The 24,273-nt window shown below is 73.3% G+C and carries 18 protein-coding genes; 9 read left to right on the top strand and 9 right to left on the bottom strand.

Annotated features, from left to right (window positions below; translation table 11 throughout):
- Positions 1-85 precede the first annotated feature (85 nt).
- Positions 86-1,261 (top strand): extracellular solute-binding protein, encoded by a 1,176-nt coding sequence (locus HT134_RS10995; RefSeq protein ID WP_175600005.1) that lies wholly within the window; start codon positions 86-88, stop codon positions 1,259-1,261.
- Between the two features lie 102 nt (positions 1,262-1,363).
- The gene (locus HT134_RS10990; protein WP_175600004.1) at positions 1,364-2,581 is read left to right on the top strand and encodes a saccharopine dehydrogenase family protein; all 1,218 of its coding nucleotides are present in this window, start codon (positions 1,364-1,366) and stop codon (positions 2,579-2,581) included.
- Positions 2,582-2,584: 3 nt separating this feature from the next.
- Here HT134_RS10990 and HT134_RS47600 read toward each other — a convergent pair whose 3' ends face one another.
- The gene (locus tag HT134_RS47600; RefSeq protein WP_175600003.1) at positions 2,585-3,775 is read right to left on the bottom strand and encodes a cytochrome P450; all 1,191 of its coding nucleotides are present in this window, start codon (positions 3,773-3,775) and stop codon (positions 2,585-2,587) included.
- A 157-nt stretch (positions 3,776-3,932) separates the two neighbouring features.
- Between HT134_RS47600 and HT134_RS10980 the strand changes: the two genes are divergently transcribed.
- The gene (locus tag HT134_RS10980) at positions 3,933-7,052 is read left to right on the top strand and encodes an NACHT domain-containing protein (protein WP_175600002.1); all 3,120 of its coding nucleotides are present in this window, start codon (positions 3,933-3,935) and stop codon (positions 7,050-7,052) included.
- 58 nt (positions 7,053-7,110) lie between these two features.
- Here the strand turns inward: HT134_RS10980 and HT134_RS10975 are convergent, their stop codons facing one another.
- The gene (locus tag HT134_RS10975) at positions 7,111-7,311 is read right to left on the bottom strand and encodes a hypothetical protein (RefSeq protein WP_175595739.1); all 201 of its coding nucleotides are present in this window, start codon (positions 7,309-7,311) and stop codon (positions 7,111-7,113) included.
- A gap of 224 nt (positions 7,312-7,535) precedes the next feature.
- Positions 7,536-8,864, bottom strand: a complete 1,329-nt coding sequence (gene gabT / locus HT134_RS10970; RefSeq protein WP_175600001.1) for a 4-aminobutyrate--2-oxoglutarate transaminase — start codon at positions 8,862-8,864, stop codon at positions 7,536-7,538.
- A gap of 94 nt (positions 8,865-8,958) precedes the next feature.
- On the opposite strand from gabT, the gene HT134_RS10965 reads away from it, so the two are divergent.
- Positions 8,959-10,620 carry a PucR family transcriptional regulator gene (locus HT134_RS10965; protein WP_175600000.1) on the top strand — a complete coding sequence of 554 codons (1,662 nt, stop codon included), beginning with the start codon at positions 8,959-8,961 and terminating at the stop codon, positions 10,618-10,620.
- A 270-nt stretch (positions 10,621-10,890) separates the two neighbouring features.
- Here HT134_RS10965 and HT134_RS10960 read toward each other — a convergent pair whose 3' ends face one another.
- Positions 10,891-11,517: a TetR/AcrR family transcriptional regulator gene (locus HT134_RS10960; RefSeq protein ID WP_175595743.1), complete on the bottom strand. Its 627-nt coding sequence runs from the start codon at positions 11,515-11,517 to the stop codon at positions 10,891-10,893.
- A gap of 231 nt (positions 11,518-11,748) precedes the next feature.
- Between HT134_RS10960 and HT134_RS10955 the strand changes: the two genes are divergently transcribed.
- From HT134_RS10955 to HT134_RS10945, 3 genes are all read left to right on the top strand, one after another.
- Entirely contained in the window at positions 11,749-12,822 is a 1,074-nt protein-coding gene (locus HT134_RS10955; protein ID WP_175599999.1) for a DNA glycosylase AlkZ-like family protein, read from the top strand.
- A 146-nt stretch (positions 12,823-12,968) separates the two neighbouring features.
- Positions 12,969-14,396: an aldehyde dehydrogenase family protein gene (locus HT134_RS10950; RefSeq protein WP_175599998.1), complete on the top strand. Its 1,428-nt coding sequence runs from the start codon at positions 12,969-12,971 to the stop codon at positions 14,394-14,396.
- 76 nt (positions 14,397-14,472) lie between these two features.
- Positions 14,473-17,076: an NACHT domain-containing protein gene (locus HT134_RS10945; protein WP_175599997.1), complete on the top strand. Its 2,604-nt coding sequence runs from the start codon at positions 14,473-14,475 to the stop codon at positions 17,074-17,076.
- A gap of 14 nt (positions 17,077-17,090) precedes the next feature.
- Here the strand turns inward: HT134_RS10945 and HT134_RS10940 are convergent, their stop codons facing one another.
- Both HT134_RS10940 and HT134_RS10935 read right to left on the bottom strand, forming a co-directional pair.
- Positions 17,091-17,780 carry a response regulator transcription factor gene (locus HT134_RS10940; RefSeq protein WP_312888069.1) on the bottom strand — a complete coding sequence of 230 codons (690 nt, stop codon included), beginning with the start codon at positions 17,778-17,780 and terminating at the stop codon, positions 17,091-17,093.
- The gene (locus HT134_RS10935; RefSeq protein ID WP_175599995.1) at positions 17,777-18,892 is read right to left on the bottom strand and encodes a sensor histidine kinase; all 1,116 of its coding nucleotides are present in this window, start codon (positions 18,890-18,892) and stop codon (positions 17,777-17,779) included. The genes HT134_RS10940 and HT134_RS10935 overlap by 4 nt, the downstream gene beginning before the upstream one ends.
- Positions 18,893-18,979: 87 nt before the next feature.
- Between HT134_RS10935 and HT134_RS46860 the strand changes: the two genes are divergently transcribed.
- Positions 18,980-20,035, top strand: coding sequence for a hypothetical protein (locus HT134_RS46860; protein WP_175599994.1), 1,056 nt, complete (start codon positions 18,980-18,982; stop codon positions 20,033-20,035).
- Here HT134_RS46860 and HT134_RS10925 read toward each other — a convergent pair.
- Genes HT134_RS10925 through HT134_RS10915 form a run of 3 tightly spaced genes read right to left on the bottom strand, consistent with a single transcriptional unit; the run spans position 20,008 to position 22,875 of the window.
- On the bottom strand, positions 20,008-20,496 hold the full coding sequence (locus HT134_RS10925; protein WP_175599993.1) for a GNAT family N-acetyltransferase: 489 nt from the start codon (positions 20,494-20,496) through the stop codon (positions 20,008-20,010). The two genes, HT134_RS46860 and HT134_RS10925, sit on opposite strands and share 28 nt — an antisense overlap.
- A gap of 40 nt (positions 20,497-20,536) precedes the next feature.
- Positions 20,537-21,727, bottom strand: coding sequence for a trypsin-like serine peptidase (locus tag HT134_RS10920; RefSeq protein WP_217707275.1), 1,191 nt, complete (start codon positions 21,725-21,727; stop codon positions 20,537-20,539).
- 56 nt (positions 21,728-21,783) lie between these two features.
- Positions 21,784-22,875 (bottom strand): trypsin-like serine peptidase, encoded by a 1,092-nt coding sequence (locus HT134_RS10915; protein WP_217707274.1) that lies wholly within the window; start codon positions 22,873-22,875, stop codon positions 21,784-21,786.
- Positions 22,876-23,070: 195 nt separating this feature from the next.
- On the opposite strand from HT134_RS10915, the gene dxr reads away from it, so the two are divergent.
- Positions 23,071-24,261, top strand: a complete 1,191-nt coding sequence (gene dxr / locus HT134_RS10910) for a 1-deoxy-D-xylulose-5-phosphate reductoisomerase (RefSeq protein ID WP_175599992.1) — start codon at positions 23,071-23,073, stop codon at positions 24,259-24,261.
- Positions 24,262-24,273: the final 12 nt, after the last annotated feature.

Below are 24,273 nucleotides of genomic sequence, written 5' to 3'. Positions count from 1 at the left end.
GAGATCGAGACCGCGGGCCCGGGCCGAACCGGACGAGCCGCGGGCAGGGGGTCGCCCTCAAGGGGACCTTGGACAAGGGGGACCAGTGGATCGCCGCACACCCGCTCTGGCGCTGGCCGTGGCGGTCCTGGCCGGGAGCCTGGGCGCGGCGGGCCCGTCGGCGGGCGCGGCGGTGGCGCCGGCCGCCGGCGCACCGCGGGCGGCGCTCCCCCTTCCGCAGGGCACGCCGTCGCCGGCCGTGAGCGTGAAGCCGCGCAAGTCGGTCTCCCCGCCGGGCCCGGCGCAGAGCGACGGCACGCTGCAGATCCTCACCTACCGCGGCTACGCCGACTACTCCGGCACCACCTCCGACTTCGAGAAGACCACCGGCTGCCGCATCGCCCGCTACGACACCGTGCAGACCGCCGACCAGATGGCCGCCGCCGCCCGGGGGCGGTCCTACGACGTGATCTCCGCCGGGCCGGTCCTGGCCGCCGACCTCATCGCCGCCAAGCAGGTGCAGGTCATCGACCCGGCCAAGGTGCCCGGCTACGACCGCCTGACCAAGCGCTTTCGCGACATGACGGTCCGCTCGGGCAAGGTCTACGGCGTGCCCTACCTGTGGGGCTCCCACGAGTTCCTGTACGACTCCTCCCGCGTCAAGGGCGAGCCGAGCCTGAAGGACGTCTTCGGCAGCGGCCACGTCGTGCTGCGCGACAGCCCGCTGACCATCGCCGACGCCGCGCTCGCCGACGGGGTCGAGGGCGATCCGTTCGAGCTGACCAAGCACGAGCTCGACAGCGCCGCGGACCTGCTGGAGGAGCAGCCCGGCCGGACGTACTGGACCGAGCCGCTCGACCTGGTCAAGGGCTTCGCCACCGGCTCGCTCGACTATGCCCAGGCCACCCCGTACTACCGCCTGCTGCTCCAGCAGGCCGGCAGGCCGGTCAAGGCGGTCGAGACCCCGCGCGTGACCGGCTGGGTCGACTCGTGGATGCTCGGCGCCGGCGTGCCCAACACCGACTGCGCCTACCGCTGGCTGGCCTACACCGCCTCGGCCACGGTGCAGCGCAAGGCCGTCGCCTGGCTGGGGCTGGCGCCGGCCAACCCGGAGGCGTGCGTCAAGGCCACCCAGCGGGTCTGCGACGCGTACGGCGTCGAGGATCCGGAGCGGATCGGGCGGATCGCCTTCGCCACCCGCCCGCCCGACGGCTGCAAGCCCAAGGACGGCTGTCCCGCGTACATCGCGTGGGCCGGCAGGTGGCGCGCGCTGGTCAAGTGAGCTCCGCCGCAGGTGGAGGCCGCGGACCCGGCTGCCCGAAATTCAGACTGAATGACCAGTCAGTCTCGACTGAATGACCAGTCAGTGAGTAGGGTGCTGTGCATGAGAATCCTTCTGGTCGGCGCCGGCGGGGTCGGCTCCGCTGTCGTGCCCATCGCCGCTCGCCGAGATTTCTTCGAACACATCGTGGTCGCCGACTCCCAACAGAGCCGGGCGGCACGTGCCGTCGCCGGTGTGGACGACCCGCGCTTCAGCGCGATCACCCTCGACGCCTCCGACCGCGCCCAGGTCGAGGCCGCCCTGCGTGAGCACAGGTGCGACGTGCTCTTCAACGCCGTCGACCCCCGGTTCACGATGCCGCTGTTCGAGGCGGCGCTCGCGGCGGGGGCGCACTATCTCGACATGGCCATGTCGCTGTCGCGGCCGCACCCCAGCGAGCCGTACCGGATGCCGGGGGTCAAGCTCGGCGACCGGCAGTTCGCGCTCGACGGCGCGTGGCGGGCCGCGGACCGCCTGGCGCTGGTCGGCATGGGCGTCGAGCCCGGCCTCGCCGACGTGTTCGCCCGCTACGCCGCCGACCACCTGTTCTCCAGCATCGACGAGGTCGGCGTGCGCGACGGCTCCAACCTGGTCGTCGACGGCTACGACTTCGCGCCGACGTTCTCCATCTGGACCACGATCGAGGAGTGCCTGAACCCGCCCGTCGTCTGGGAGGACGGGCGCTGGCACACGACGGAGCCGTTCAGCGAGCCGGAGGTGTTCGACTTCCCGGCCGGCATCGGGCCGGTGGAGTGCGTGAACGTCGAGCACGAGGAGGTCGTGCTGGTGCCGCGCTGGATCCCGGCGCGCAAGGTGACCTTCAAGTACGGGCTCGGCGAGGAGTTCATCGGCGTGCTCAAGACGCTGCGCAAGCTCGGGCTCGACAGCCCCGAGAAGGTGCGCGTCGGCGGCGCGGAGGTGGCGCCGCGCGACCTCGTGGCCGCCCGCCTGCCCGACCCGGCGACGCTAGGCGAGCGCATGCACGGCAAGACGTGCGCCGGCACCTGGGTCAAGGGCGTCGGCAAGGACGGCGTGCCGCGCGAGGTGTACCTGTACCACGTGGTGGACAACGACTGGTCGATGCGGGAGTACGGCTCGCAGGCGGTCGTCTGGCAAACCGCGGTCCACCCCGTCGTGGCGCTGGAGCTGGTGGCGCGCGGCGTCTGGAAGGGGGCGGGCGTGCTGGGGCCCGAGGCGTTCGACGCGGTGCCGTTCCTCGACCTGCTGCACGAGTACGGCTCGCCGTGGGAGATGCGCGAGGAGCGCCAGGCCGCCGCCTGACGGTCAGGACACGCTGACCCGTAACCCGCGGATCTCGTACCCGCCGATGTCGTTGACGAAGCTCACGCGGGGCGCGGCCGCCATGCGCACGCCCTCCAGGGCGAACAGGCGGCTGAGCAGGACGTCGGTCTCCAGGATCGCGATGCCCGCCCCGGGGCAGCGGTGCGGGCCGTCACCGAAGGACAGCGCCGCGGCGCTCGTGGCCCCGCCGTCGATCGCGCGCCCGGGGCACACCGTCAGCGGGTCGGCACCCACGGCCGAGGGGTCGGCGTTGGCCGCCTCGACGAGCACCTCGACCAGCGCGCCCGGCGGCACGGTGACCGGGCCGCCGGCGCCCGGCAGGTCGAGGGCCGCTGTGGTGCGCCGGCGCAGCCGGGCCACCGCGGGCTCCAGCCGCAGGATCTCGTGCAGGATCGCCAGGCGGCCGGGCTCGCCGGCCGCGCGGTAGCGCTCCAGCAGCTCCCCGTCGGTGAACAGGTGCCAGGCCGCGACGCAGATGAACTCCCGCGTGGTCACCATTCCGGCCGCGGCGAAGGTCAGGCACTCGCCGAGGATCTCGGCGTCCGTGCAGCCCTGGGCGATCAGGTGCGAGATGAGGTCGTCGCGCGGGTGGCGGCGGTGGTCGCGGATCGCGGGGCGCACGTCGGCCAGGTAGACGCGCAGCCAGTTGACGTTCTGCCGGACGAGCCAGTAGATCCCGCTCGGGCTGGTCAGTCCCGGCCGGCCGAACTTCTCGGGGAAGAAGCTCTCCAGCCTGAGCCGGATGCCCGGCCTGCTGGAGGTCAGGCCGATGACGGCGCCGGCCACCTCGATCGCCATGCCGAAGCTCAGCTCGGACAGCTGCGCCTCGCCGGCCGCGCGCAGCCTCTCCAGCTGCCGGTCGGCGACCCGCGCCATCAGGCCGCGGTACCGCTCGTCCACGCGGCGCGGGGTGAAGAACCGCGCGGTCCGGCGCCGGTCCTCGCGGTGCTCGGGCCCGTCGCGGTAGAGCACGGGACGCCGGACCCGGGCGGGAAGCTTGTCCACGGTCTCGACGCCCAGCCCGGCCTGGACGGTGGCGTCGCTGCGCAGCACCGCACGGGCCTGCGCGTAACCGCGGACCTGCCACGTGCCGTCGGGTGACCGGCCGACCGGGCACGTCTCCCCGGTGTCCGGCCGTACGATCTTGCGGGCGTCGCCGCGGTGGTCGCTCACGCCGTCCCACTCCCGTCCTCGGGGGCCGTCCGACCATGGTCATATGCGCGCGACCGAGGATCAAGACCCGTCCTGGCCGGATGCCGGTCAGTCCGTAACACCGCGCTGCGCCCTTTCGTTGCTCAGGTAGCCGGAGACAGAAGCGAAGGGTGGGTACGTGACCCAGGACCAGATCGGGCTGATCGCCTCCGTCGTCGCCACCGTCGCGGCGTTGGTGGCGCTGAGATTCGACATGTTCAGCCACGCGCACGGCCGGGAGGAGGCCTTCCGGCGCGTCGGCGGCTGGACGATCGCGGTGCTGGGCGCCGGACTGGCCGGACTGGGCGCCTTCGTGTGGCTCGGCGACGCGGGAGTGCCACCGGTCCGGCAACCGGAGGCCACCCCGGCGCTGGCCCTGTTGCTCGGCCTCGCGCTGATGGTGACGGGGGTCGTGCGCGTCGTACGCACTCCCGCCGAGCCCGACGTGGACGACCTCCGGCACATCCTCAAGACCTTCGAGGCGAGACTCGACGAGCGGGAGACGGCACACGGACGGATCGTCGATCCCCTCGTGGCCGTGGCCGGGCGCTTCTCCCGCGTCCGCCCGATCTCGCGGGTGCCGCGCGGGAACGCCAAGGTCACCTTCGTCGTCGGGGAGGCGGGCGCGGGCAAGAGCCTGGCGCTGCGCGAGCTCGCCCGGGAGAAGAACCGGCGGGAGCTGCGCAGGAAACGGCCGCGTGAGGTCGCCCTCTACGTCGATCTCGCCGCGCTCGCCGACGCGGAGTCCAAGCCGACCGCCGAACTGGTCCGCAACCACGTGCACCTGCTGGTCTCCGACGGGGACTCCGTCATCGCCGGCGACCTGCGCCGGCTGATGGAAGGCCGCCGGAGGCTGAGGTGGATCCTGCTCTTCGACGGCGTCGACGACCTGGCCGCGGGACGGCCGGCGGACCCCGCGCGGACCTCGGCCGACTGCCTGGACGCCATCCGGCAGTTCGCCGACAGCAGGAGCGCCTTCCGCGCCGTGGTGGCGGTACGGGAGGCGCCGGCGAGCCGGCCGGACGAGCAGGTGCTGCCACTGGCGCCGCTGGGCCCCTCGCGTCAACGTGAGATGGCGGCGCGAAGGGGGCTCACGCCCGACGCCGTCGATCGGCTCCGCTCCCACCTGGCCGGCCATCCGGAGCTGGCGCGGGCGGCCACCAGCCCCATGGTCATGGGGCTGCTCCTCGACCATGTGGAGCGGGCGGGGACGGAGCACCTGCCGCCGAGCCCGTACGAGCTCATGGAGGTCGTCACCGCCGAGCGGCTGGAGCCGGTCCGCGGCTCCCTGCCCGCGGGCGAGGTCGTCCGGGCCGCCGAGCGGCTCGCCGCCCGCGCGATCGATCCGGGACCCGACGCCGGTGACCACCCGCGGGAGGCCGCGGCCCTGGTCGAGGCGCTGGTCGAGGCGCGCGTCGTGCGCGGCGTCGGGTCCGGTGCGGTCGTGTTCACCGGCCGGTTGGTCCAGGACCATTACGCGGCGCGCCGGCTGATGAGCCGGCCCGACGACGTCGATGCCCGGCGACTCCTCACGACGCCCTCGTGGCGGGAGCCCGTGACGACCTGCCTGCGCCTCGGCCCGGACGAGGTCCGCGAGCCGCTGCTCGCCGCCGCGTGCGACGTGCTCGAGGCGCAGCTCGCCGGGTCCGGGTGGGCGGTCGCCGACGTGGCGCCCTACCTGGCCCCGAGCGGGAGGACCTCCTCCACGCCCACGCCGACGGTGGCGATGTCCTGGCCGGCCTCCATGGCCAACGTGCTCGACGTTCTGAGCAGCGCCTCAAGCGACGGGTGGAACGTCGCGCACGGCTCCCGCCTGACGCCGACCATGGACCGGATCGTCGTCAGCGCCTTCGTCCGCGGCGACAAGCGGGCCCGGCGACACGCCGTCGCGCTGCTGCCCCTGGCTTCGCCGGAGGTCGTCACCTGGGTGCTGACGCGGCTCGACGGCGCCGACGGCTCCGGGGACCTCATGCGGGAGGCGGCGGAGCGGCTGGGCGCCTTCTCGGGGGCCGCACCGCGCCTGCCGGGCGGCGTCCGCCTCATGCTGTTGCTGAGCACGCTGACCTCCGCCGCGGCGGTCGGCCGCCTCCTGCGGCGGCCCGGGACCCGCCCTCACGACATGACGGTCCTGGTACGCGCCACCATGCGGTTGCTGCAGGTGCTGGCGGTCATGGGCATCGGCCGGTCCGTCGCGAGCCTGGTGAACGCGAGCCTGGTGAACACGGCCGAGGGCGACACGGCGCTTCCCTTCACCTTGATGATCACGGGATGCGGTGTGTTCCTCGCCGGGTCGGGCGGCCCGCGACTGCGGCCCATGTCGTCGCTCGTCTACTCCACCGTGGCGTTCCCCGTCGTCTGCGCCTTGGCCATGGCCGCGAGCGGCCTGTACCAGGCCGCCCTCGCGACGCTCGACCTCCTCAGCGGATCGCTGAACGACGCCGTGGTGGAGCTGCTCGGCGCCGCGGCGTACACCTGGCCCGTCGCGCTGGTGACGTACATGGGCTGGACCGGCAGCCTTCCCGGCCGGCAGGGCGAGTGGCTGTTCCCGCACCTGAGGCCGGCCCGGGCGATGTTCGTCCAGTACGTCGCGGGCCGTCACCCGGCGGAGATCCTGCGGAACCTGACGCGTGGCATCGACCGGGTCACCGTGTCGCGCCTGGCCGGCGTCGCGCTCCTGACGACCGTGGGAGCGGTCCTGCTCGTACGGCGCGTGGACCTGCCGAACGTCGCCGCGGCCGAACAGGAGAACGCGCGCGCCATGGTGTGCGTCGGCCTGGTCTTCCTCGGAATCCTGATCGACAGAGCTCTGGTCCGGTGGAAGAGGCGCATCAGGCGTACGCACACCGCCATGCGTGTGGAAAGCGGCCACCTGACCGCGGAGGAGTTCCTCGGCCTGTTCCAGGAGGCAGGGAGCTCCGACTTCCCGGGCAAGGGGAATCGCGCCAGGAGCTGGGAGACCCCCGAGACGGACTTCCTCCTCCGCTCCCTGCGCAACAGCCCCCCGCGAGCACTGCGGCATGCCATGCCGGCGATCCGCGATGTGGAAGCGGTGTTACGCCACATCGGCTGGCTGGTCCCCAAGGACAGCAACGACCCGATCCCCGAAGGGGTCTGGGCCTACGACCCGCCCGCGTTCGCGCATCCGGGCTTCCTGGAGTGGGTGATCGAGTACGACGAACGATTCCCCGGCCAGCTCGTGCGGCTGGCCGCGGCGCGGCACGACCGGATCAGCCGCCTCGTGGAGGAGGCCGACGCATGACACGGTCGTCCTCCGGCGTGCGCCGACCCGTCGCGGCCGGGCAGGCAGGAAGGGAGGGTCAGCGGGCCGGGAAGGCGAGGACGGTGCCGAGGGGGGCGGGCAGCAGGGCCTCGGCGCAGTCGGCGCACGCCAGCACGGCCGAGTCGTCGGGCAGGCGGCCCACGCGCACGCGCGGCCTCGGCCACCGCTTGTGGCAGACGGCGCAGGCATCGCCCTCGCGCTGCGCCCAGCTCAGATCGTCAGGGTCGAACGTCAACATGTCATGCGCCGTTCCTGTCGGGCCCCAGTTCATCACGCCCCCCGAGGTGATCGCGCACCCGTGCACCGGATCCGTTATAACCCCGACCGCTCTTGTGATCGTCTAGCTGGACGTCAAGCCAGAGTGAATTCTCTACCCACCCGGCCTCCCTTAAGCGCATAAAAACGGGCATCCAGCCACAAGCCGGATGCCCGCTTTTTACCTATTCATACTTTGTAAAGGGCCTAGAGCGCGGCGAACGCCTTCTCCAGGATGCCGAGGCCCTCCTCCAGCAGGTGCTCGGGGATCACCAGCGGCGGCAGGAACCGCAGCACGTTGCCGTAGGTCCCGGCGGTGAGCACCAGCAGGCCGTCCGCGTGGCAGCGCCGGACCACCTCGGCGACGGCCGCCGGGTCGGGCTCCTTGGTGCCGGGCTTGACCAGCTCGATCGCGATCATCGCGCCGCGCCCGCGCACGTCGCCGATCACCTCGAAGCGCTCGCGCATCGCGTCGAGGCGGGGGAGCATGATCTCGCCGATCCGCCGGGCCTTGGCGACCAGGTCCTCCTCGGTGATGGTCTCCAGCACGCCGAGCGCCGCCTCGCAGGCCAGCGGGTTGCCGCCGTACGTGCCGCCCAGGCCGCCCGGGTGGACCTTGTCCATGAGCTCGGCGCGGCCGGTCACCGCCGCCAGCGGCAGGCCGCCCGCGATGCCCTTGGCCGTGGTGATGATGTCGGGCACGACGCCCTCGTGCTCGCAGGCGAACAGGTCGCCCGTGCGCGCGAAGCCGGTCTGCACCTCGTCGGCCACGAACACGATGCCGTTCTCGCGGCAGAACTCCGCGATCCTCGGCAGGAAGCCCCGGGCCGGCTCGATGAAGCCGCCCTCGCCGGCGATCGGCTCGATCACCACGGCCGCCACGTTGGTCGCGCCGATCTGCTTGGTGATCATGTCGATGGCCTGGGCGGCGGCCTCCTCGGCGCAGTTCTCGGGGCCGGTGGGCCAGCGGAACGGATAGGCCAGCGGCACCCGGTACACCTCGGGCGCGTACGGGCCGAAGCCCTGCTTGTAGGGCATGTTCTTGGCCGTGAGCGTCATCGTGAGCAGGGTGCGCCCGTGGTAGCCGTGGTCGAACACCACGACCGCCTGCCGCCCGGTGGCGTACCTGGCGACCTTGACAGCGTTCTCGACGGCCTCGGCGCCGCTGTTGACGAGGAAGGTGCGCTTGTCGTGGTCGCCGGGGGTCAGCTCGTTGAGCTTCTCGCAGACCTGCACGTACGACTCGTACGGCGTGACCATGAAGCAGGTGTGGGTGAAGTCGGCGACCTGCTTCTGGACCCGCTCGACCACGCGCGGGGCGGCGTTGCCCACGTTGGTGACGGCGATGCCGGAGCCGAAGTCGATCAACCTGTTGCCGTCGGCGTCCTCGACCACGCCGCCGCCCGCGCGGGTCACGAAGACCGGCAGGGTGGTGCCGATGCCGCCGGGCACGGCGGCCTGCTTGCGGGCCAGCAGCTCCTGCGACCTGGGTCCGGGGATGGCGGTGACGAGACGGCGCTCCTGCGGGATGCTCATAGCTCCGACGTTAAGCCCCGCCTCCACCTGCGCCGATATGTCGATATGGCACACTGGTGCCACGTTTCTTCGCCGGAATGGACAACTCTCAGGGATGGCGCCTTCGCTTCGGGTCGTGGTGCGGCGGATGGGGCTGCGGCCGCTCGCCGGGTCGGTCGAGGGCGTGGTGGTGCGCTGGGTCGCGGTCAGCGAGCTGGAGGACCCGACGCCGTACCTGGAGGGGGAGGAGCTGCTCCTCACCACCGGGATGCGCCTGGAATCCGATTTTTCCGGATATGTCGCCCGGTTGGTGGCGCGGGGGGTGGCGGGGCTCGGCTTCGCGGTGGGCCTCACGCACGAGGACGTGCCCCCCGGCCTCGTCCAGGCGGCGGCGGACGCCGGCCTGCCGCTGCTGGAGGTGCCGCGCGAGGTCCCGTTCATCGCGATCGGCAAGGCGGTCAGCGAGCTGCTGGCGGCCGAGCAGTACGACGAGATCAAGAACGCCTTCGCGGCGCAGGGCCGGCTGACGCGCGCCGCCCTGCGACCGGAGGGGCCCCGCGCGGTGGTGGACCGCCTGGCCAAGGAGATCGGCGGGTGGGCGGCGCTGCTGGACGAGACCGGAGAGGTCCGCCACGCCTCGCCGGGCGCGCAGGTCGGCACGGTGGTGGCGGAGCTCACCCGCCTCGGCGCCCTGCCCGGCCACCCCGCCACGGGACCCGCCGCCGGGCCGGTGGGTCGGCCCGGCGCGGGGCCGGCCGCCGGGCAGGCGGGTCGGCCCGGCGCGGGGCCCGCCGCCGGGCAGGCGGGGCGGCCCGCGAGCCTGGCGTGGTCGGGGCCCGCCGGGCACATGGTGGTGCTGCCGCTCGGCGGCGGGCCGCGACCGCGCGGGTTCTTCGCCGCCGGCTCGGCGCAGCCGTTCTCGCCGGTGGGCCACACGGTCCTGAACGCCGCCGGTTCGCTGCTCACGCTGGCCCTGGAGCAGGGCGGGGCCCGGCTGGAGGCGGAACGGCGGCTGCGCTCGTCCGTCCTGGAGCTGCTGCTCGCGGGAGCGCCGGAACGGGCGCGCGCGGTGCTGGAGCCGGTCGGCGGGCGGCTGCCCGAGGAGCCGCTGGTCGTGCTGGCCGCCCCGGACGACGCCCTGGAGGCGCTCGAGCCGCACGCCTTCACGGTGCTCCTCCCCGAGTCCCCGCGCGATCTCGTATCCGGCGTCACCGCCGAGGGGAGCGGGGCGGCGCTGGCCGGTGCGCCGGCGCGAAGCGGGGGCGTGGTGGTGGCCGTCGTGGGGGAGCGGGCCGCCGACCAGGTGGCGGCGCTCGCCGGCGGCCCGGTGGGCGCGAGCGTCCCGTGCTCGTACGGTGAGCTGACCGGCGCCCTCGACCAGGCCGGGCGCGCGCTCGCGGCGGCGGCCGGCGAGCGGGGCGAGAGGCGGGTGGTGCGGTTCGGCGACCTGGCCGGGCAGGGCCTGCTGAGGCTGCTCGACCCGGCCGCCGCGCGGGCGTTCGCCGGGGCGCTGCTGGCCCCCCTCACGCGGTACGGCTCGCGGGCCGACCTCGTGGAGTCGCTGCGCGCGTACCTGAGCTGCAACGGCCACTGGGACGCGGCGGCGCAGCGGCTCGGCGTCCACCGGCACACGCTGCGCTACCGGATGCGGCGCGTGGCCGAACTGCTCGGCCGGGATCTGGACGATCCGGGGGTGCGGGCGGAGCTGTGGATCGCGCTGGCGGCCACCGACCCGGCGACCGGCGCCCGCCCGGACGGCCGCGAACCGCCCACCTGAGACGCCGCACCCCGGATATCAGTCATCCGACGCTCAGCCATCGGACGCCCAGTCGTCCTGCCCTTGTCCGGTGGCACCGCCTGCGGGAGCATGTGCCCCCCTCGCCGCCGCCGTGGCCGAGCAGCGGGGCGGCGACCCCGCCGTCAGGCGCTTCGGCAGGCCGGGCGCCTGGTCGGAGGCGAACCACCACAGGAACCGGCCCGTCCGGCGGCCGGGCCGGGAGAAATGGTGTGCCGGCTCAACCGCTGGGCCGGGGCGAACCCGCGGGACTCACTGCTTGGACACCAGGTAGCAGCAGATGGTCGCCGTGGTGACCGCCTCGTAGGTGCGGGCGTCGCGCAGGTGGCCGGCCCGTTCGAGGCTGATGGCCCCCTGGGCCGCCGCCCAGAGCGCGTCGGCGATCTTGCGGGGCTGCGTGGGGACGAGGTAGCCGGCGGAGATGCAGTCGGCGATGACCCGGTCGAGGATGTTCAGCGCGGCGCGGGCCAGGGTGCGGGCGCGCTCGCTGGGTTCGAAGCCGGGGATGGCCCGCTCGAACATGAGGCTGTAGTAGCCGGGCTCGGCCAGGCATGCCTGCCGGTAGGCGGGGCCGAGCGCGGACAGGTACTCGAAGGGGTTGTCGCGCTGCGGCACGGCCTCCAGGAACCGCCGGAAGCGTTCGAAGCCCTCCAGGTAGAGGGCCTCGGCGAGCCCCTCCCGGTTGCCGAACATCGTGTAGATGACGGTGGTGGTGCAGCCGGCCTCGCTGGCGATCCTGCGCATGGTCAGGCTCTCCGGGCCGTCGCTCACGAGCAGGTTGACGGCGACGTCCAGGAGCCGGGAACGCAGCTCGTCGTGGCTCGCCCGTTCGCCCAACAGGTAGGCGCCCTGAAGTCCAAGCGGCGCCGAGGAGGTCATGGGCCCACGCCTTTCTGCTCGGGGGCCCGCCGCGCTGGGAGACCCGCACACGTTGACTTAGCCAGGGCGGGCTTCGTTCAAACCGCTCCGCATGGTAAACATCCCGAATTAGGTCTACTTCTGTTACATGGTGGGTAAAGGAGAGGGTCGGTCGGGGTCTGGGGGCGGGTCGCCGATGAAGGTCTTCCGCCTGACGCGGCCGGGCTCGCAGAGCTCGCCACAATGGGGATCATGACCCCTCACCGGCTCTCCCCGGCCGACGCCCGTCGTGTCGCCGTGCGCGCCCAGCTCCTGGACGGTTCGCGGCCGACCGCGCTGCTCGATCTCGTGCGCCGTCTGACGCTGCTGCAGATCGACCCGACCGCCGCCATCGCCCCCAACGCCGACCTGGTGGTGTGGAGCCGGCTCGGCTCCTCCTACAGCCGGGAGGAGCTGGTCTCCGCGCTGGAGGAGCGGAAGCTGCTCGAACTGCGGGCCTTCGTCCGGCCCTGCGAGGATCTGGCGCTCTACCGCGCCGAGATGGCCCTGCGGCCCGACCCGGGACGCCCCTGGCGGGAGTGGGTGCGCGTCAACGACGCCTGCCGTCGCGACATCCTCGACCGGCTGGGCTCCGCCGGGCCGCTGCCCTCCCGCGAGCTGCCGGACACCTGCGCGGTGCCGTGGAAGTCCACCGGGTGGACCGACAACCGCAACGTCACCCAGATGCTGGAGTGCATGGTCGTCCTCGGGGAGGTCGCCGTCGCCGGGCGTCGCGGCAACGACCGGCTGTGGGACCTGGCCGAACGCGTCTACCCCGACGAGCCGGCGGTCCCCGTCGAGGAGGCGCGGCGGCTGCGTGACGAGCGGCGGCTGCGGGCCCTCGGCATCGCCCGGGCGCGGACGACGCAGTTCCCGGTGGAGCCGGCCGACGTGGGGGAGGCTGGCGAACCGGCCGTGGTCGAGGGCGTCAAGGGCGAGTGGCGGGTCGATCCGGCGCTGCTGGACGGGCCGTTCACCGGGCGGGCGGCGCTGCTGTCCCCCTTCGACCGGCTGGTCCACGACCGCCGGCGCACCGTGGAGCTGTTCGGGTTCGACTACCAGCTGGAGATGTACAAGCCGGTGGCCAAGCGCAGATGGGGGTACTTCGCGCTGCCGATCCTGTACGGGGACCGGCTGGTGGGCAAGCTGGACGCCACCGCCGACCGCAAGGCCGGGGTGCTGCGGGTCAACGCGATCCACCAGGACGTCCCGTTCACCGAGGACATGGCCGCGGCGATCGACCGGGAGATCGAGGATCTGGCCCGATGGCTCCGGCTGTCCCGTTGAGCGGCGGCCTGCCCGGAGCGGCGGGCCTGCCCGGAGTGGCGGGCTTGTACAGAGTGGCGGGCTTGTACGGAGCGGCGTGCCGCCGGCGGGGCTTTGTGCGCCCCGGCCACCTTCGCCGTCGCCCCAGGTGGCATAACGTCGGAGCTATGGACGTGCGCACCTTCTGGCTCGCTGGACGCCCCGCCACCGGCGACACCGAGCTCATCGTCACCAATCCCCTCGACGGGCGCGAGGTCGGCAGGCACTCCGTGCCGACCGACGCCCAGGTCGAGGAGGCCGTCGCGGCCGCCGCGCGGGTGGCCGGGCAGGCCGCCGCACTGCCCGTGCACGTGCGCGCGGAGGCCCTGGCCCACGTGTCGCGCCGCCTCGCCGAGCGGGCCGAGGAGATCGCCCGGCTGATCACCGCCGAGAACGGCAAGCCCATCCTGTGGGCGCGGGGCGAGGTCGGCCGGGCCGTCGCGACGTTCCGCTTCGCCGCCGAGGAGACTCGCCGCTGGTCGGGCGAGGTGCAGCGGCTCGACACCGAGCCCGCCGCCGTCGGCCGCCTGGCCTACGTCTCGCGCGTGCCGTACGGGCCGGTCCTGGCGATCACCCCGTTCAACTTCCCGCTGAACCTCGTCGCCCACAAGGTGGCCCCGGCCATCGCCGTCGGCGCGCCCGTGATCGTCAAGCCCGCCCCGGCCACGCCGCTCACCTCGCTGCTGCTCGGCGAGATCCTCGCCGAGACCGACCTGCCCGCCGGGATGTTCTCGATCCTGCCGGTCGAGAACGAGCGCGCCGGCGCGCTGGTCCAGGACCCGCGGCTGCCCGTGGTGTCGTTCACCGGTTCGGCGCCCGTCGGCTACGCGATCGCCGACCAGGTGCCGCGCAAGCACGTGACGCTGGAGCTGGGCGGCAACGCCGCGGCCGTGGTGCTGGCCGACGCCGACCTCGACTGGGCGGCCACCCGCGTCGCCCTCTACTCCAACTACCAGGCCGGCCAGAGCTGCATCGCCGTGCAGCGGGTCATCGTCGAGGAGCCCGTCTACGACGCGTTCGTCGAGCGGCTGCTCCCGGCGGTCGGCGCGCTGGTCACGGGCGACCCGGCCGACGACAAGACCCAGGTCGGTCCGCTGGTGTCGGAGGCGGCGGCCGAGCGGGTCGAGCAGTGGATCAAGGAGGCCGTGGAGAGCGGCGCCCGCGTGCTCGCCGGCGGCGTCCGCGAGGGCGCCACGATCACGCCGACGGTCCTCACCGACGTGCCCGCCGACGCCAAGGTGGCGCGCGAGGAGGTCTTCGGGCCCGTCATGATCCTGCAGCGCGCCGCGTCGATGGACGAGGCGTACGCCATGGTCAACGACTCGGCCTACGGCCTGCAGGCCGGCGTGTTCACGCGCTCGCTGGACGCGGCCTTCCGGGCCAACCGGGAGCTGGAGGTCGGCGGCGTCATCATCGGCGACGTGCCGTCGTACCGGGCCGACCAGATGCCGTACGGCGGCGTGAAGGACTCCGGCATCGGCCGCGAGGGCCTGGGCTCGGCGATGCGCGACCTCACCTACGAGAAGGTCATGGTGATCACCGGGCTGTCGCTGTAAATCCGGCATCGCATGTGATCTCAAGGGATGACGCGAATGGCCCGCATGGAGGTGTCCGTCGGGCCATAATCCCGACATGAACCGTGAGTATCGCTACAGCGACGCTGTGCGCTTGCTGGGGGGCACGGCTCCGGTCGTCAAGGAGCTCGACACGCTGCTGAGTGCGGGCACCCTGGGGTTGTGGGATCTCATCGAGGCCAAGAACGAGCTCGTCAAGGTGGGCGGCGACCTGCTCGGCCGGTGGAGTGAATGGCGGGCGGGTGACGCGTGGCGCAGCCGGACCGAGCGGATCGAGGCCGCGCACACCGTTCTCGTGTACACCGCCCTCTTCGAGGCTGTCGACGACCTCGACCTGTCGTCCCTGGTCGGCGATCTTCGCCTGATCAAGAGAGAGATGACGGAGCAGGACCGGCGCAACCGGGTTCAGGCGCGAAGTGATGCTCAGGAAGCGCTCGACGATCTGCGGACGCCACCCTGTCCCTCGCCGCACTCGCCGTACGAGGTGACCAAGAAGAAGATCGGCTCCTTCTATCAGGCCGGCGCGCGTCACCTGCTGAAGATCCTTCCGGAGCTCGCGGGCTGGGACCGGTTGACTGCCCAGCAGCGCGACAGGGCCTGCGCCGCTCTGCGCATGCTTCCGTCCTGCGCCGTCGCCAGGTACGAAGACGCCTATCGGCGGCTGGCCCAGGACGTCCAGGAGTTCGGCTTCTGGACCGGGATGGTGGATCACCAGGCGACCCGGGCGAGCCTGGCCGGTCTGGAGTGCCTCCTGTCGACCATCGCGAGCGGTCAGGCGCCGACCGACCGACTCCAGGCGTTGCGGAACGTTCACAAGGCGGCGCTGCGACGTCCGGTGGCGGAGCTGGGCGACATGCCCGTCGGCCTGAGGCTGCCGACGCTCGAAGAGGCGTACATCTCGCAGCGGTTTCGCGCGGGCGAGATCGAGCACGGCGACAACCCCGGGGTGGAGAGCTGGTGGGAAGGAAAGGAACAACGCGACGACCTGCCCGCCTTCCTCGCGGCGTTCCTCACCCAGTCCAGGGCGAGCCGCGTGCCGCTCATCGTCCTGGGACAGCCAGGCGCGGGAAAATCGGTGCTCACGAAAGTGCTGGGCGCGCGACTGCCGTCGGCGTTCCTGCCGATCCGTGTGCCGCTGCGTGAGGTGTCGGCGAGCGACAGCATCCAGGAGCAGATCGAGAAGGCGATCCAGCAGGCCACCGGGGAGATGCTGTCCTGGCCTTCGCTGGTCAGGTCGCTCGGCGGCAGGCTGCCCGTCGTCATTCTCGACGGGTTCGACGAGTTGCTCCAGGCCACCGGCGTCAAGCGAAGCGACTATCTGGCCAAGGTGGCCCGCTTCCAGGAACGGGAGGGGGAACTGGGGAGCGCCGTCGCCGTGATCGTCACCTCGCGCACCGCCGTCGCTCATTTCGCCGCGCCCCAGCTCGGAACCGTGATGGTACGGCTGGAACCCTTCGACGACGTGCAGATCCGCCGCTGGCTGGAGGTGTGGAACACGGTCAACGCGTCGTACTTCGTCCGTCAGAAGGTGCAGTCGTTCGCCCCCGAACGCGCGCTCGCACATCCGGACCTGGCCGGACAGCCCCTGCTCCTGCTCATGCTGGCGGTCTATGACGCCGACGGGAATCCCCTGGACCGGGCGATGTCCTCGTTCGGCCAGACCGAACTGTACGAACAACTGATGATCAGCTTCGCCAGGAGGGAACTGGCCAAGGCCCACCCGGCCGACCAACTCGACACGCGCGTGGAGGAATGGCTGGAAAGGCTGGCTTTCGTCGCCTTCTCGATGTTCAACCGGCGCAGCCGGTGGGTCACGGCGGAACAGGTCACCGACGACTTCCTGGCGCTGGGCCGGGCGCAGCCGTCGGCGCGCAGCTTCGAGACGCCACTGTCCGACGGCGAGCGGATCTTCGGCAGCTTCTTCTTCCTGCACGAGGTCCAGGCGGTTCGCAACGCGGACCGGCTCAAGGCGTACGAGTTCGTCCACGCGACCTTCGGGGAGTTCCTCATCGCCCGGCTCGTCGCCGGCCTCCTGGACGAGATGGCCCGTCGCCCTCCCGGAAGGCTGATCAGCACTCTGGACGACACGCTCTTGCGGGCACTCCTCTCGTGGGCCGCCTTATCGTCGTACGCCCCGGTGGTGGAGTTCCTCTGGCAGTTGGCGCGAAGGAGCGATGCGAAGCCCTGGCACGCGGTCGTCGCGCGGCTGTTCCATGAACTGGACGACCGGAGCGACATGTCGCCACCGCATTACCGTCCGCAGCCGAGCAACCCGGCGCGACGATACGCCTACTACACCGCCAACCTTCTCGTGCTCGCGGTGACGACCGCCGACAGGGTCTTCGCCAGCGATCTGCTGCCCGGCAGGGAGGACGCTCCCACGGAGTGGGAGCGATATTTCTACCTGTGGAAATCCCAGTGCGCGAAAGAGGAATGGGAGAGCCAGGTCCGCGTCGTCACCCTCATTCCGTCGAAGCGCGAGGGCGCCTGGGATCACATCGTCAAGCTGTACCGAGGCCCTCGGGACGACCGGGTGCGACTGGTGCCGCCCGAGAGCCGTGGACAGGTCGGACCGCTGAGCGCGTTCACGCAGAGCCTCCCCATCGCCACCTCACTTCCCCACGCCGGGGACGACGCAGGCCCGACCGGCTTGGACCACTGATCTCCGAGGGCCGGTCACCACGGCTCCACGCCGGCGAAGACCAGGCCCAGCTCGTACGCGAGGACGGCCGCGTGGGTGCGGTCGCGCGCCCCGAGCTTGGCCAGCACGTTGCCGACGTGCGTCTTGACCGTCTCCCGCGAGACGTGCAGCGCCTCGGCGATCTCCGCGTTGGTCCGTCCGAGCGTCACGTGCCGCAGCACCTCCAGCTCGCGCGGCGTGGGCTCCACGGGCAGGCGCCGCGTGGCCGAGCCCTGGTGGGGGGAGGCCAGGCGGCGCAGCGCGTCCGGGAAGAGCACGGCGTCGCGCCCGTGCACCAGGCGGATCGCCTCCACCAGCTCGGCCGCCGGGGCGCGCTTGAGGACGAAGCCGGCGGCTCCGGCCCGCAGGGCGCCCCAGACGAGCTGGTCGCTCTCGAACGTGGTGACAACGACGACCCGCGTCGCGGGCGAGCGGCGGGTCAGCTCGCGGGTGGCGGACAGGCCGTCGAGGCGCGGCATGCGCACGTCCATCAGCACGACGTCGGCGCCCGTGCCCGCCTCGACCGCCTCGACACCGTCCGCGGCCTGGCCCACGACCTCCAGGCCGTCGTGGACGGACAGCATCGCCGCCCATCCGGACCTGATGAGGCGCTCGTCGTCGGCCAGCACGACCCGGACCGGAGCCACCCGGTCAGCGGCGGGCCGGTCCGCGGCGGGCCGGTTCACAGGGGGAGTGTCGCCTGGACGCGCCATCGCCCGTCCGCCTCCCCTCCGACGCACGTCCCGCCGGCCAGGCGGGCGCGCATCCGCATGCCGGTCAGCCCGCGCCCCTCCCTGACCGCCTCCTGAGGGCCGGTCGCGTTCTCCACGGTCAGGACCAGGTCCTCCGCCACGCGGACGTCGAGCGTGATCGGGCCGTGCCCGTGGCGCAGGGCGTTCGTCAGGGCCTCCCGGGCGATCGCGTACGCGGCGCGCGAGGTGGCCGCCGGCACCCGGTCGAGGCGTCCCGTGCTCACCCGCACGTCCAGGCCGCGGGTCAGCGTGGACAGGGCGTCCAGCGTGGGGGCGTCGGCGGCGTCGCCGTCGTCCAGCACCCGCAGCAGCACGTCGAGCTCCTGCTGGGCGGCGCGGGCGGTGTCGGCCAGCTGGTCCAGATGGACCAGCGACCGCGAAACCTCCCCGGGATTCCGCAACGCCGCCTGCGGGTCCTTCTGGAGTGCCGCCTGCGCGGCCTTCTGGAGTGCCGCCTGCGCGGCCATGGCCTGGACCAGCACGACGCTCAGCGCGTGGCCCACGGAGTCGTGCAGCTCCAGCGCGAGGCTCTGGCGGCGGCCGAGCCGCTCCAGCGCCCGGGACGGCTCCCCGGCCAGCAGCCGGCGCGCCGCCCAGCGCTGGCCCAGCCCGGCCGCGACCAGCGCGGCCACCACGGCGAGCGCCAGCAGCACCACCTGCGCCGCCTCACCGGGCGCCGCCCGCCACAGGCCCGGGTCGCCGAGCCGGGTCAGCCCCGGCGCCAGCAGCAGCACGCCCGCGCTCAGCGTCGCGCCGCCGTACAGGTGCAGGCTCGTCAGAGCGATCAGGTAGAGCCGGTCGGCCCGCGCCGGCACGTCCACGCCGAGCAGCTCCGACAGCGCGGCGACCTCGATGCGCCGTACCAGCGGCGTCATGGCGAGCAGCACCGCGACGGGCAGGCACGCGGCCCACAGCGCGAGCACCCGGGCGGGCGTCACCTCGGTGAGGAGCACCAGGCCGAGCACCGCGGCGGCCGGGGTCAGCAGCGCCGCCCCCAGCACCTGATGGGCCCCGGCGGCGAGGGCTCGGACGACGTGACCTCTCACATGGGCCGATGCTAGCCTCGCCGCGCCGGCCCCGACTCCCCCATCGGGGGGAGGCGGCGAGCGGAACCCGTTCCTAGCGTGAACGGCGTGACGAGAAGAGATCGGATCGCCGGGGCGGTGCTGTCGCTCGCCGTGGCCGCCGTCGGCGCGCTGTGGTGGGCCGTCCCCGAGAGCTACCCCTTCGGGGCCCGCGACCGGGTGACGGTGTCGCTGTCGCACCTGTTCGAGCACGACGTGGGCGGTGCGATGACGCTGCTCGCCGGGCTGGCGGGGCTGGCCACGGCGTTCGCCTCGGGACGGGCGCTCAGGGCCGGCGCGATCGCGCAGGTCGTGTTCTTCGGCGTCGTGATGTCGGACGCCGGGATCATGTCGCTGTTCGGGTACGGGCTGGCCGTGCTGGGGCCGGTCGCCTTGGTGGGCGTCCTGGTGATGGGCTGCGCGCGCCGCAGGCCGTGGGCGTGGGCGGGCCTGGCGGTCCTGGCGGGCGGGGTGGCCGCGAGCACGGCGGCCGGGTTCCCGCCCTGGCTGGCCGCGGTCAGGATCGCCGAGTCCATGTACGACTACGCCGGCCGTGTGAGCTGGACGCTCGCCGACTGCGTCGCCTGCCTCGTCTGGGTGCTGATCACGGCGAAGGCGTACCGGAGCGGGACGCTGCCCGCCTGGACCCGGCCCGCCACCGTGCTGCGCTGGGGGCGGGCGGCCACGATCGGGGCGGCGCTGTGCCCGCTCCCGTACGCGCTGTACCGGCTCACCTGGCTGACGCCGTGGCCCACCGACTCCGAGCTGACGGGCCCCCTGGACCCCGGCCTGAGGCTGCACGGGCTGGCCATCGCCTTCGGCGCCCTGGGCGGCGCGGTGCTGACGCTGGGCCTCATCAGCAGGTGGGGCGAGGTGTTCCCGCGGTGGATGCCGGTCGTCCACGGGCGTCCGGTGCCCGTGCGGCTGCCCGTGATCGCGGGCGGCGTCGTCGCGGGCGCCTGCTGCGTGGCCTCGCCCGGACTGGTGGCCGACGCGGTCGAGAGGGACCAGCTCTTCCTGCTGCTGCTGTGGCCGTACCCGCTGTGGGGGGTGCTGCTCGGCGCCGGGGTCCTGGCGTACTGGCTGCGCCGCCGCCCCTACGCCCCGAGCGTGGCGGCGTCCTGAGGCGCGCCCAGCCGCTTCTCGAAGCAGACGCTCTCCGCGCAGCCGGCGTACGGACCGAAACGCGGGATGCGGACGTAGCCGGCGGCGGTGTAGAGGCCGATCGCCTCGGTGAACAGCCGGCCGGTCTCCAGCCGCAGCGTGTGGATGCCGCGCTCGCCGGCCATCGCCTCGACCTCCGTCAGCAGGCGGCGCGACAGGCCCCGGCCGCGGGCCGCCGGCCGGACGTACATGCGCTTGACCTCGCCGACGCCGGGCTCCAGCGGCTGAAGCCCGGCGCACCCCACGGCCTGCCCGCCCACGCCTTCCCGCCCGGACCACAGGAGGACGAACGCGATGCGCGGGTCGAGGTGCTTGGGGGTGTCGTCCACGACGTCCCGCTGCCGGAACGCCAGCTCGGCCTGCTGCTCGGCGCACAGCTCCTGGACGACGGGATCGTGGGCGGGCGGACGGGTGACCTTCATGCCCGAGAAGGTAGCGGTGCCGTGTTTCGGCCGTGTTGCGTCAGGCGCGTTCGGCGGCGGTGTAGAGGGTCTTGATGGTGTCGCCGAAGTACGGGCCGTACATGGTGCGGCGGTCGTCGCTGTACTTGAAGCTGCTCAGCGACGTCATCGTGCCCCAGCCGGTGGCGTGGTCGAAGCCGGACAGCCACGGGCCGCCGCTCGACCCGGCCGTCATGTCGCAGCCGAGCCCCTGGTCGCGGGTCTGGCCGTGCGGGTCGTCGCGCAGCTTGCCGGCGCAGTAGACGAGGTGCTCGCCGGTGTACGGCGGGTCGGCCGGGTAGCCGAAGCCGAACGCCTGGCCGCCGCGCCCCGTGTTGAAGGCGATCTCCTGGGCGCCCACGGCGTCGGCGACGTGCCGGTCGGCCCACGTGGTCAGCGCCACCATGCCCACGTCGTAGTCGTCGTCGGCCGAGCGCGACCACGGCCCGGCGACGAACATGCGCCGCGCCGCGTACCGGCCGTACGGCTCGGCGCCGCCCTCGCGGTAGCCGGGGACGAACGTCCAGTTCTCGGCCCACGCGCCGGTGCCGTCCTTGACGCAGTGGCCGGCGGTGACGACGACGTCGCGGTTGGCGCTGCGCACGGTGCCCGCCGAGCAGACGAAGTCGACGCCGCGCAGGGTCATGAAGACCCGGCCGGTCGTGCGGGTCACGGCGCCGCCGGTGGTCCAGCGCGACCCGGCCGTGATGAACTGCGGCCGGGCCGACTGGTGGCGGCGCTCCACCGCCCCCGCGTGCGGCCGCTGCTCGGCCGCCCCGGCGCGGGGCTGCTGCTCGGCGGCCCCGGCGCGGGGCCGGGGGAGGAGTTTCAGGGCGCCGTGGGACAGGCCCGGGGCGGTGGTCAGGCCCGACCGGCCCGTCACACCGCCCAGCAGCCCGCCCCGGGACACGCCGTCGAGCAGGTCGATCGGCAGGGCGCGGGCCATCCGCTCCCGCGTCCAGTAGCCGAGCACGCGCGCGTGGTCGGCGGGCCGGCGGGCGGCCACGTGTTCCACGACGGCGCCGGGGCGGGCCCCCGCGCGGGCCGCCGACGGGGTGCGGGCCGGTGACGGCGTCCCGGCGGGGGAGGGCGCGGGGGCGGCGGGGGGACGACCGGGATGGCGGGCGGGCTCCGGCGTCGCGCCGATGAGGGCGGGCCCCATCAGCCCCGCGACGAGCGGAACGGCCGCCAGCAGTGGGGAGCTCAGGGTCATGAGATCCGAGTGTGCACTACGTCATGTGCTCTCGTGACTACATCCGGTGAAAAGCTTCACAGTGCGTTGGTGGTCTGCGCCGCCTGGTAAAGGGCTTGGGCCTCGTTGCCGAAGAACGGGCCCATCATGACGTTCGGCGCGAAGTTGTACTTGAAGCTGTTGACGGAGTTCAGCCAGCCGAGCCCGGTCGCCCCGTCGAAGCCCCGGAACCACGGGCCGCCGCTGGAGCCCCCGGTCATCCGGCAGGCGAGTCCCTGGTCCTGGGTCATGACCGTGTCGTTGAAGGAACGTCCGCTGCAGTAGATCAGCGCCGAGCCGTCGAACGGCGCCGCCGCCGGATAGCCCAGGGCGAACGTCTGCCGCTGCCGGGGCTGGTTGAACGCGACGCCCTGCCCGCCGACCGCGTCCACCAGCGTGCGGCCCTGGAGCGGCGCTACCACGGCGGCGCCGACGTCGAAGTTGATGTCCTCGCGGGCGTTCCACTGCGCGGTGGTCAGCAGCCGGGTGGCCACCCACGTGCCGAAGGGCCGCCGGCCGTTGTCGAACCCCGGGACGAACACCCAGTTGCGGTGAAAGGCGCCGCCCATCTTCACGCAGTGCCCGGCGGTCATCACGACGCTCTTGTTCGCGCTGGTCACCGCCGTGCCGGAGCAGGAGGCGTTGCCGCCGCGGGCGGTGGTGAAGAACACGCGCCCGACGGTGCGCACGACGGCGCCGCCGTCGACCCAGCGCAGGCCGGTGCTGTTGGCGAGCACCTCCGCCGGCCGGCGGGCGGCGACGGTCGTGACCCGCAGCGGGGCCCGCCGGGGAAGGGCGGCCGAGGCGCCGCGGGTCGCCCAGGGGGTGCCCTGAGTCGGCTGGTCGAAGCCGGTGGCGCGCCGGGGCGTCGGCGTGTCGTACGGCCGCGCCGCCAGCATGCGCTGCGACGTCCAGTACCGCAGGACGGACGTGCGCTCCGACGAGGAGTCGGTGGCCGACCACCGGACCGGCCCCGGCTCGCCGGCGGCGCTCGGGCCGGACCGCGCTCCGGCCTGGGCGGGCCCGGCGGCGGCCAGGGCCGTCACGGCCGTCATGACGAGCGTGACGGCGGAGAGCGGGGCGAGTCCGCGGCGCGTGACGGCGGAGAACAGGGGGACTCTGCGGTGCATTACGTACCTCCCGAAACCGGATCTGCCGATGGGAGGTACGTGCGGGATATCGGGTTTTTCTCAAGCTATGCGCAGACGGATATAGCGCGATTACCCCCCGAACCGCGCACGGCACTGGGCGTCACAAAAGGCGCGGATTTCGGGCCGGTCACGACCGCGTGCCCGGGCGAGCCGGAGACCGGGGAGAATGGACGCGTGCATGCAGAGACCCTCCGCTCCGTCGTCGTGCTCGGCTCCACCGGCTCGATCGGCACCCAGGCGATCGACGTCGTCACCGCCAACCCCGGCAGGTTCCGGGTCGCCGGGCTGGCGGCCGGTGGCGGCCGGGTCGACCTGCTCGCCCGGCAGGCCGCCGAGCTGGGCGCCGAGGTGGTCGCGGTGGCCGACGCCGCCCGCGTGCCGGAGCTGAAGGAGGCGCTGGCCGCCCTCGGCGCCGCGCCCGTGGTGCTCGGCGGCCCGGACGGCGTCGCCGAGGTGGCCGGGTGGCGGTGCGACATCGTGCTCAACGGCATCACCGGCGCGCTCGGCCTCACCTCCACGCTGGTCGCCCTGGAGGCGGGCCGCACGCTCGCGCTGGCCAACAAGGAGTCGCTGATCGTCGGCGGCCCGCTGGTCAAGCGGCTGGCCAAGCCGGGCCAGATCGTCCCCGTCGACTCCGAGCACTCGGCGGTGCAGCAGTGCCTGTGGGCGGCCGGCCCGCACGGCCACGACCCCGACGCGGTCAGGAAGCTGGTCATCACGGCCAGCGGCGGGCCGTTCCGGGGCCGCACGCGCGCCGAGATGGCCGACGTGACGCCCGAGATGGCGCTGGCCCACCCGACCTGGTCGATGGGACCGATGATCACCGTCAACTCGGCCACCCTGGTCAACAAGGGGCTGGAGGTCATCGAGGCGCACCTGCTGTTCGACCTCGGGTTCGACCGGATCGACGTCGTGGTCCACCCCCAGTCGATCATCCACTCCATGGTGGAGTACGTCGACGGCTCCACCATCGCCCAGGCCAGCCCGCCGGACATGCGGCTGCCCATCGCGCTCGCCCTCGGCCACCCCGGCCGCCTGGCGGGCGCGGCCTTCCCCGTCGACTGGACCAAGGCCCACACCTGGACCTTCGAGCCGCTCGACGACGAGGCGTTCCCCGCCGTCGCGCTGGCCCGCCACGTCGGCGAGGCCGGCGGCACGGCGCCCGCCGTCTACAACGCCGCCAACGAGGCGTGCCTGGAGGCGTTCCTGGGCGGCGGGCTGCCGTTCCTGGCCATCGTCGACACGGTCGCCCGGGTCGTGGCGGAGCACGAGGTCACCCCGGCCGGCTCCGTGGAGGAGGTGCTGGCCGCCGACGCCTGGGCCCGGGCCCGGGCGGCGGAGCTCGCGGCAGGGCAGTCCCGCTGACTTCCTAGACTG

Origin of the sequence: Nonomuraea rhodomycinica (genome assembly GCF_013363995.1) — a bacterium.
In the GTDB taxonomy this organism is placed as follows: domain Bacteria; phylum Actinomycetota; class Actinomycetes; order Streptosporangiales; family Streptosporangiaceae; genus Nonomuraea; species Nonomuraea rhodomycinica.
This window is presented reverse-complemented; position numbering and strand designations above follow the sequence as displayed.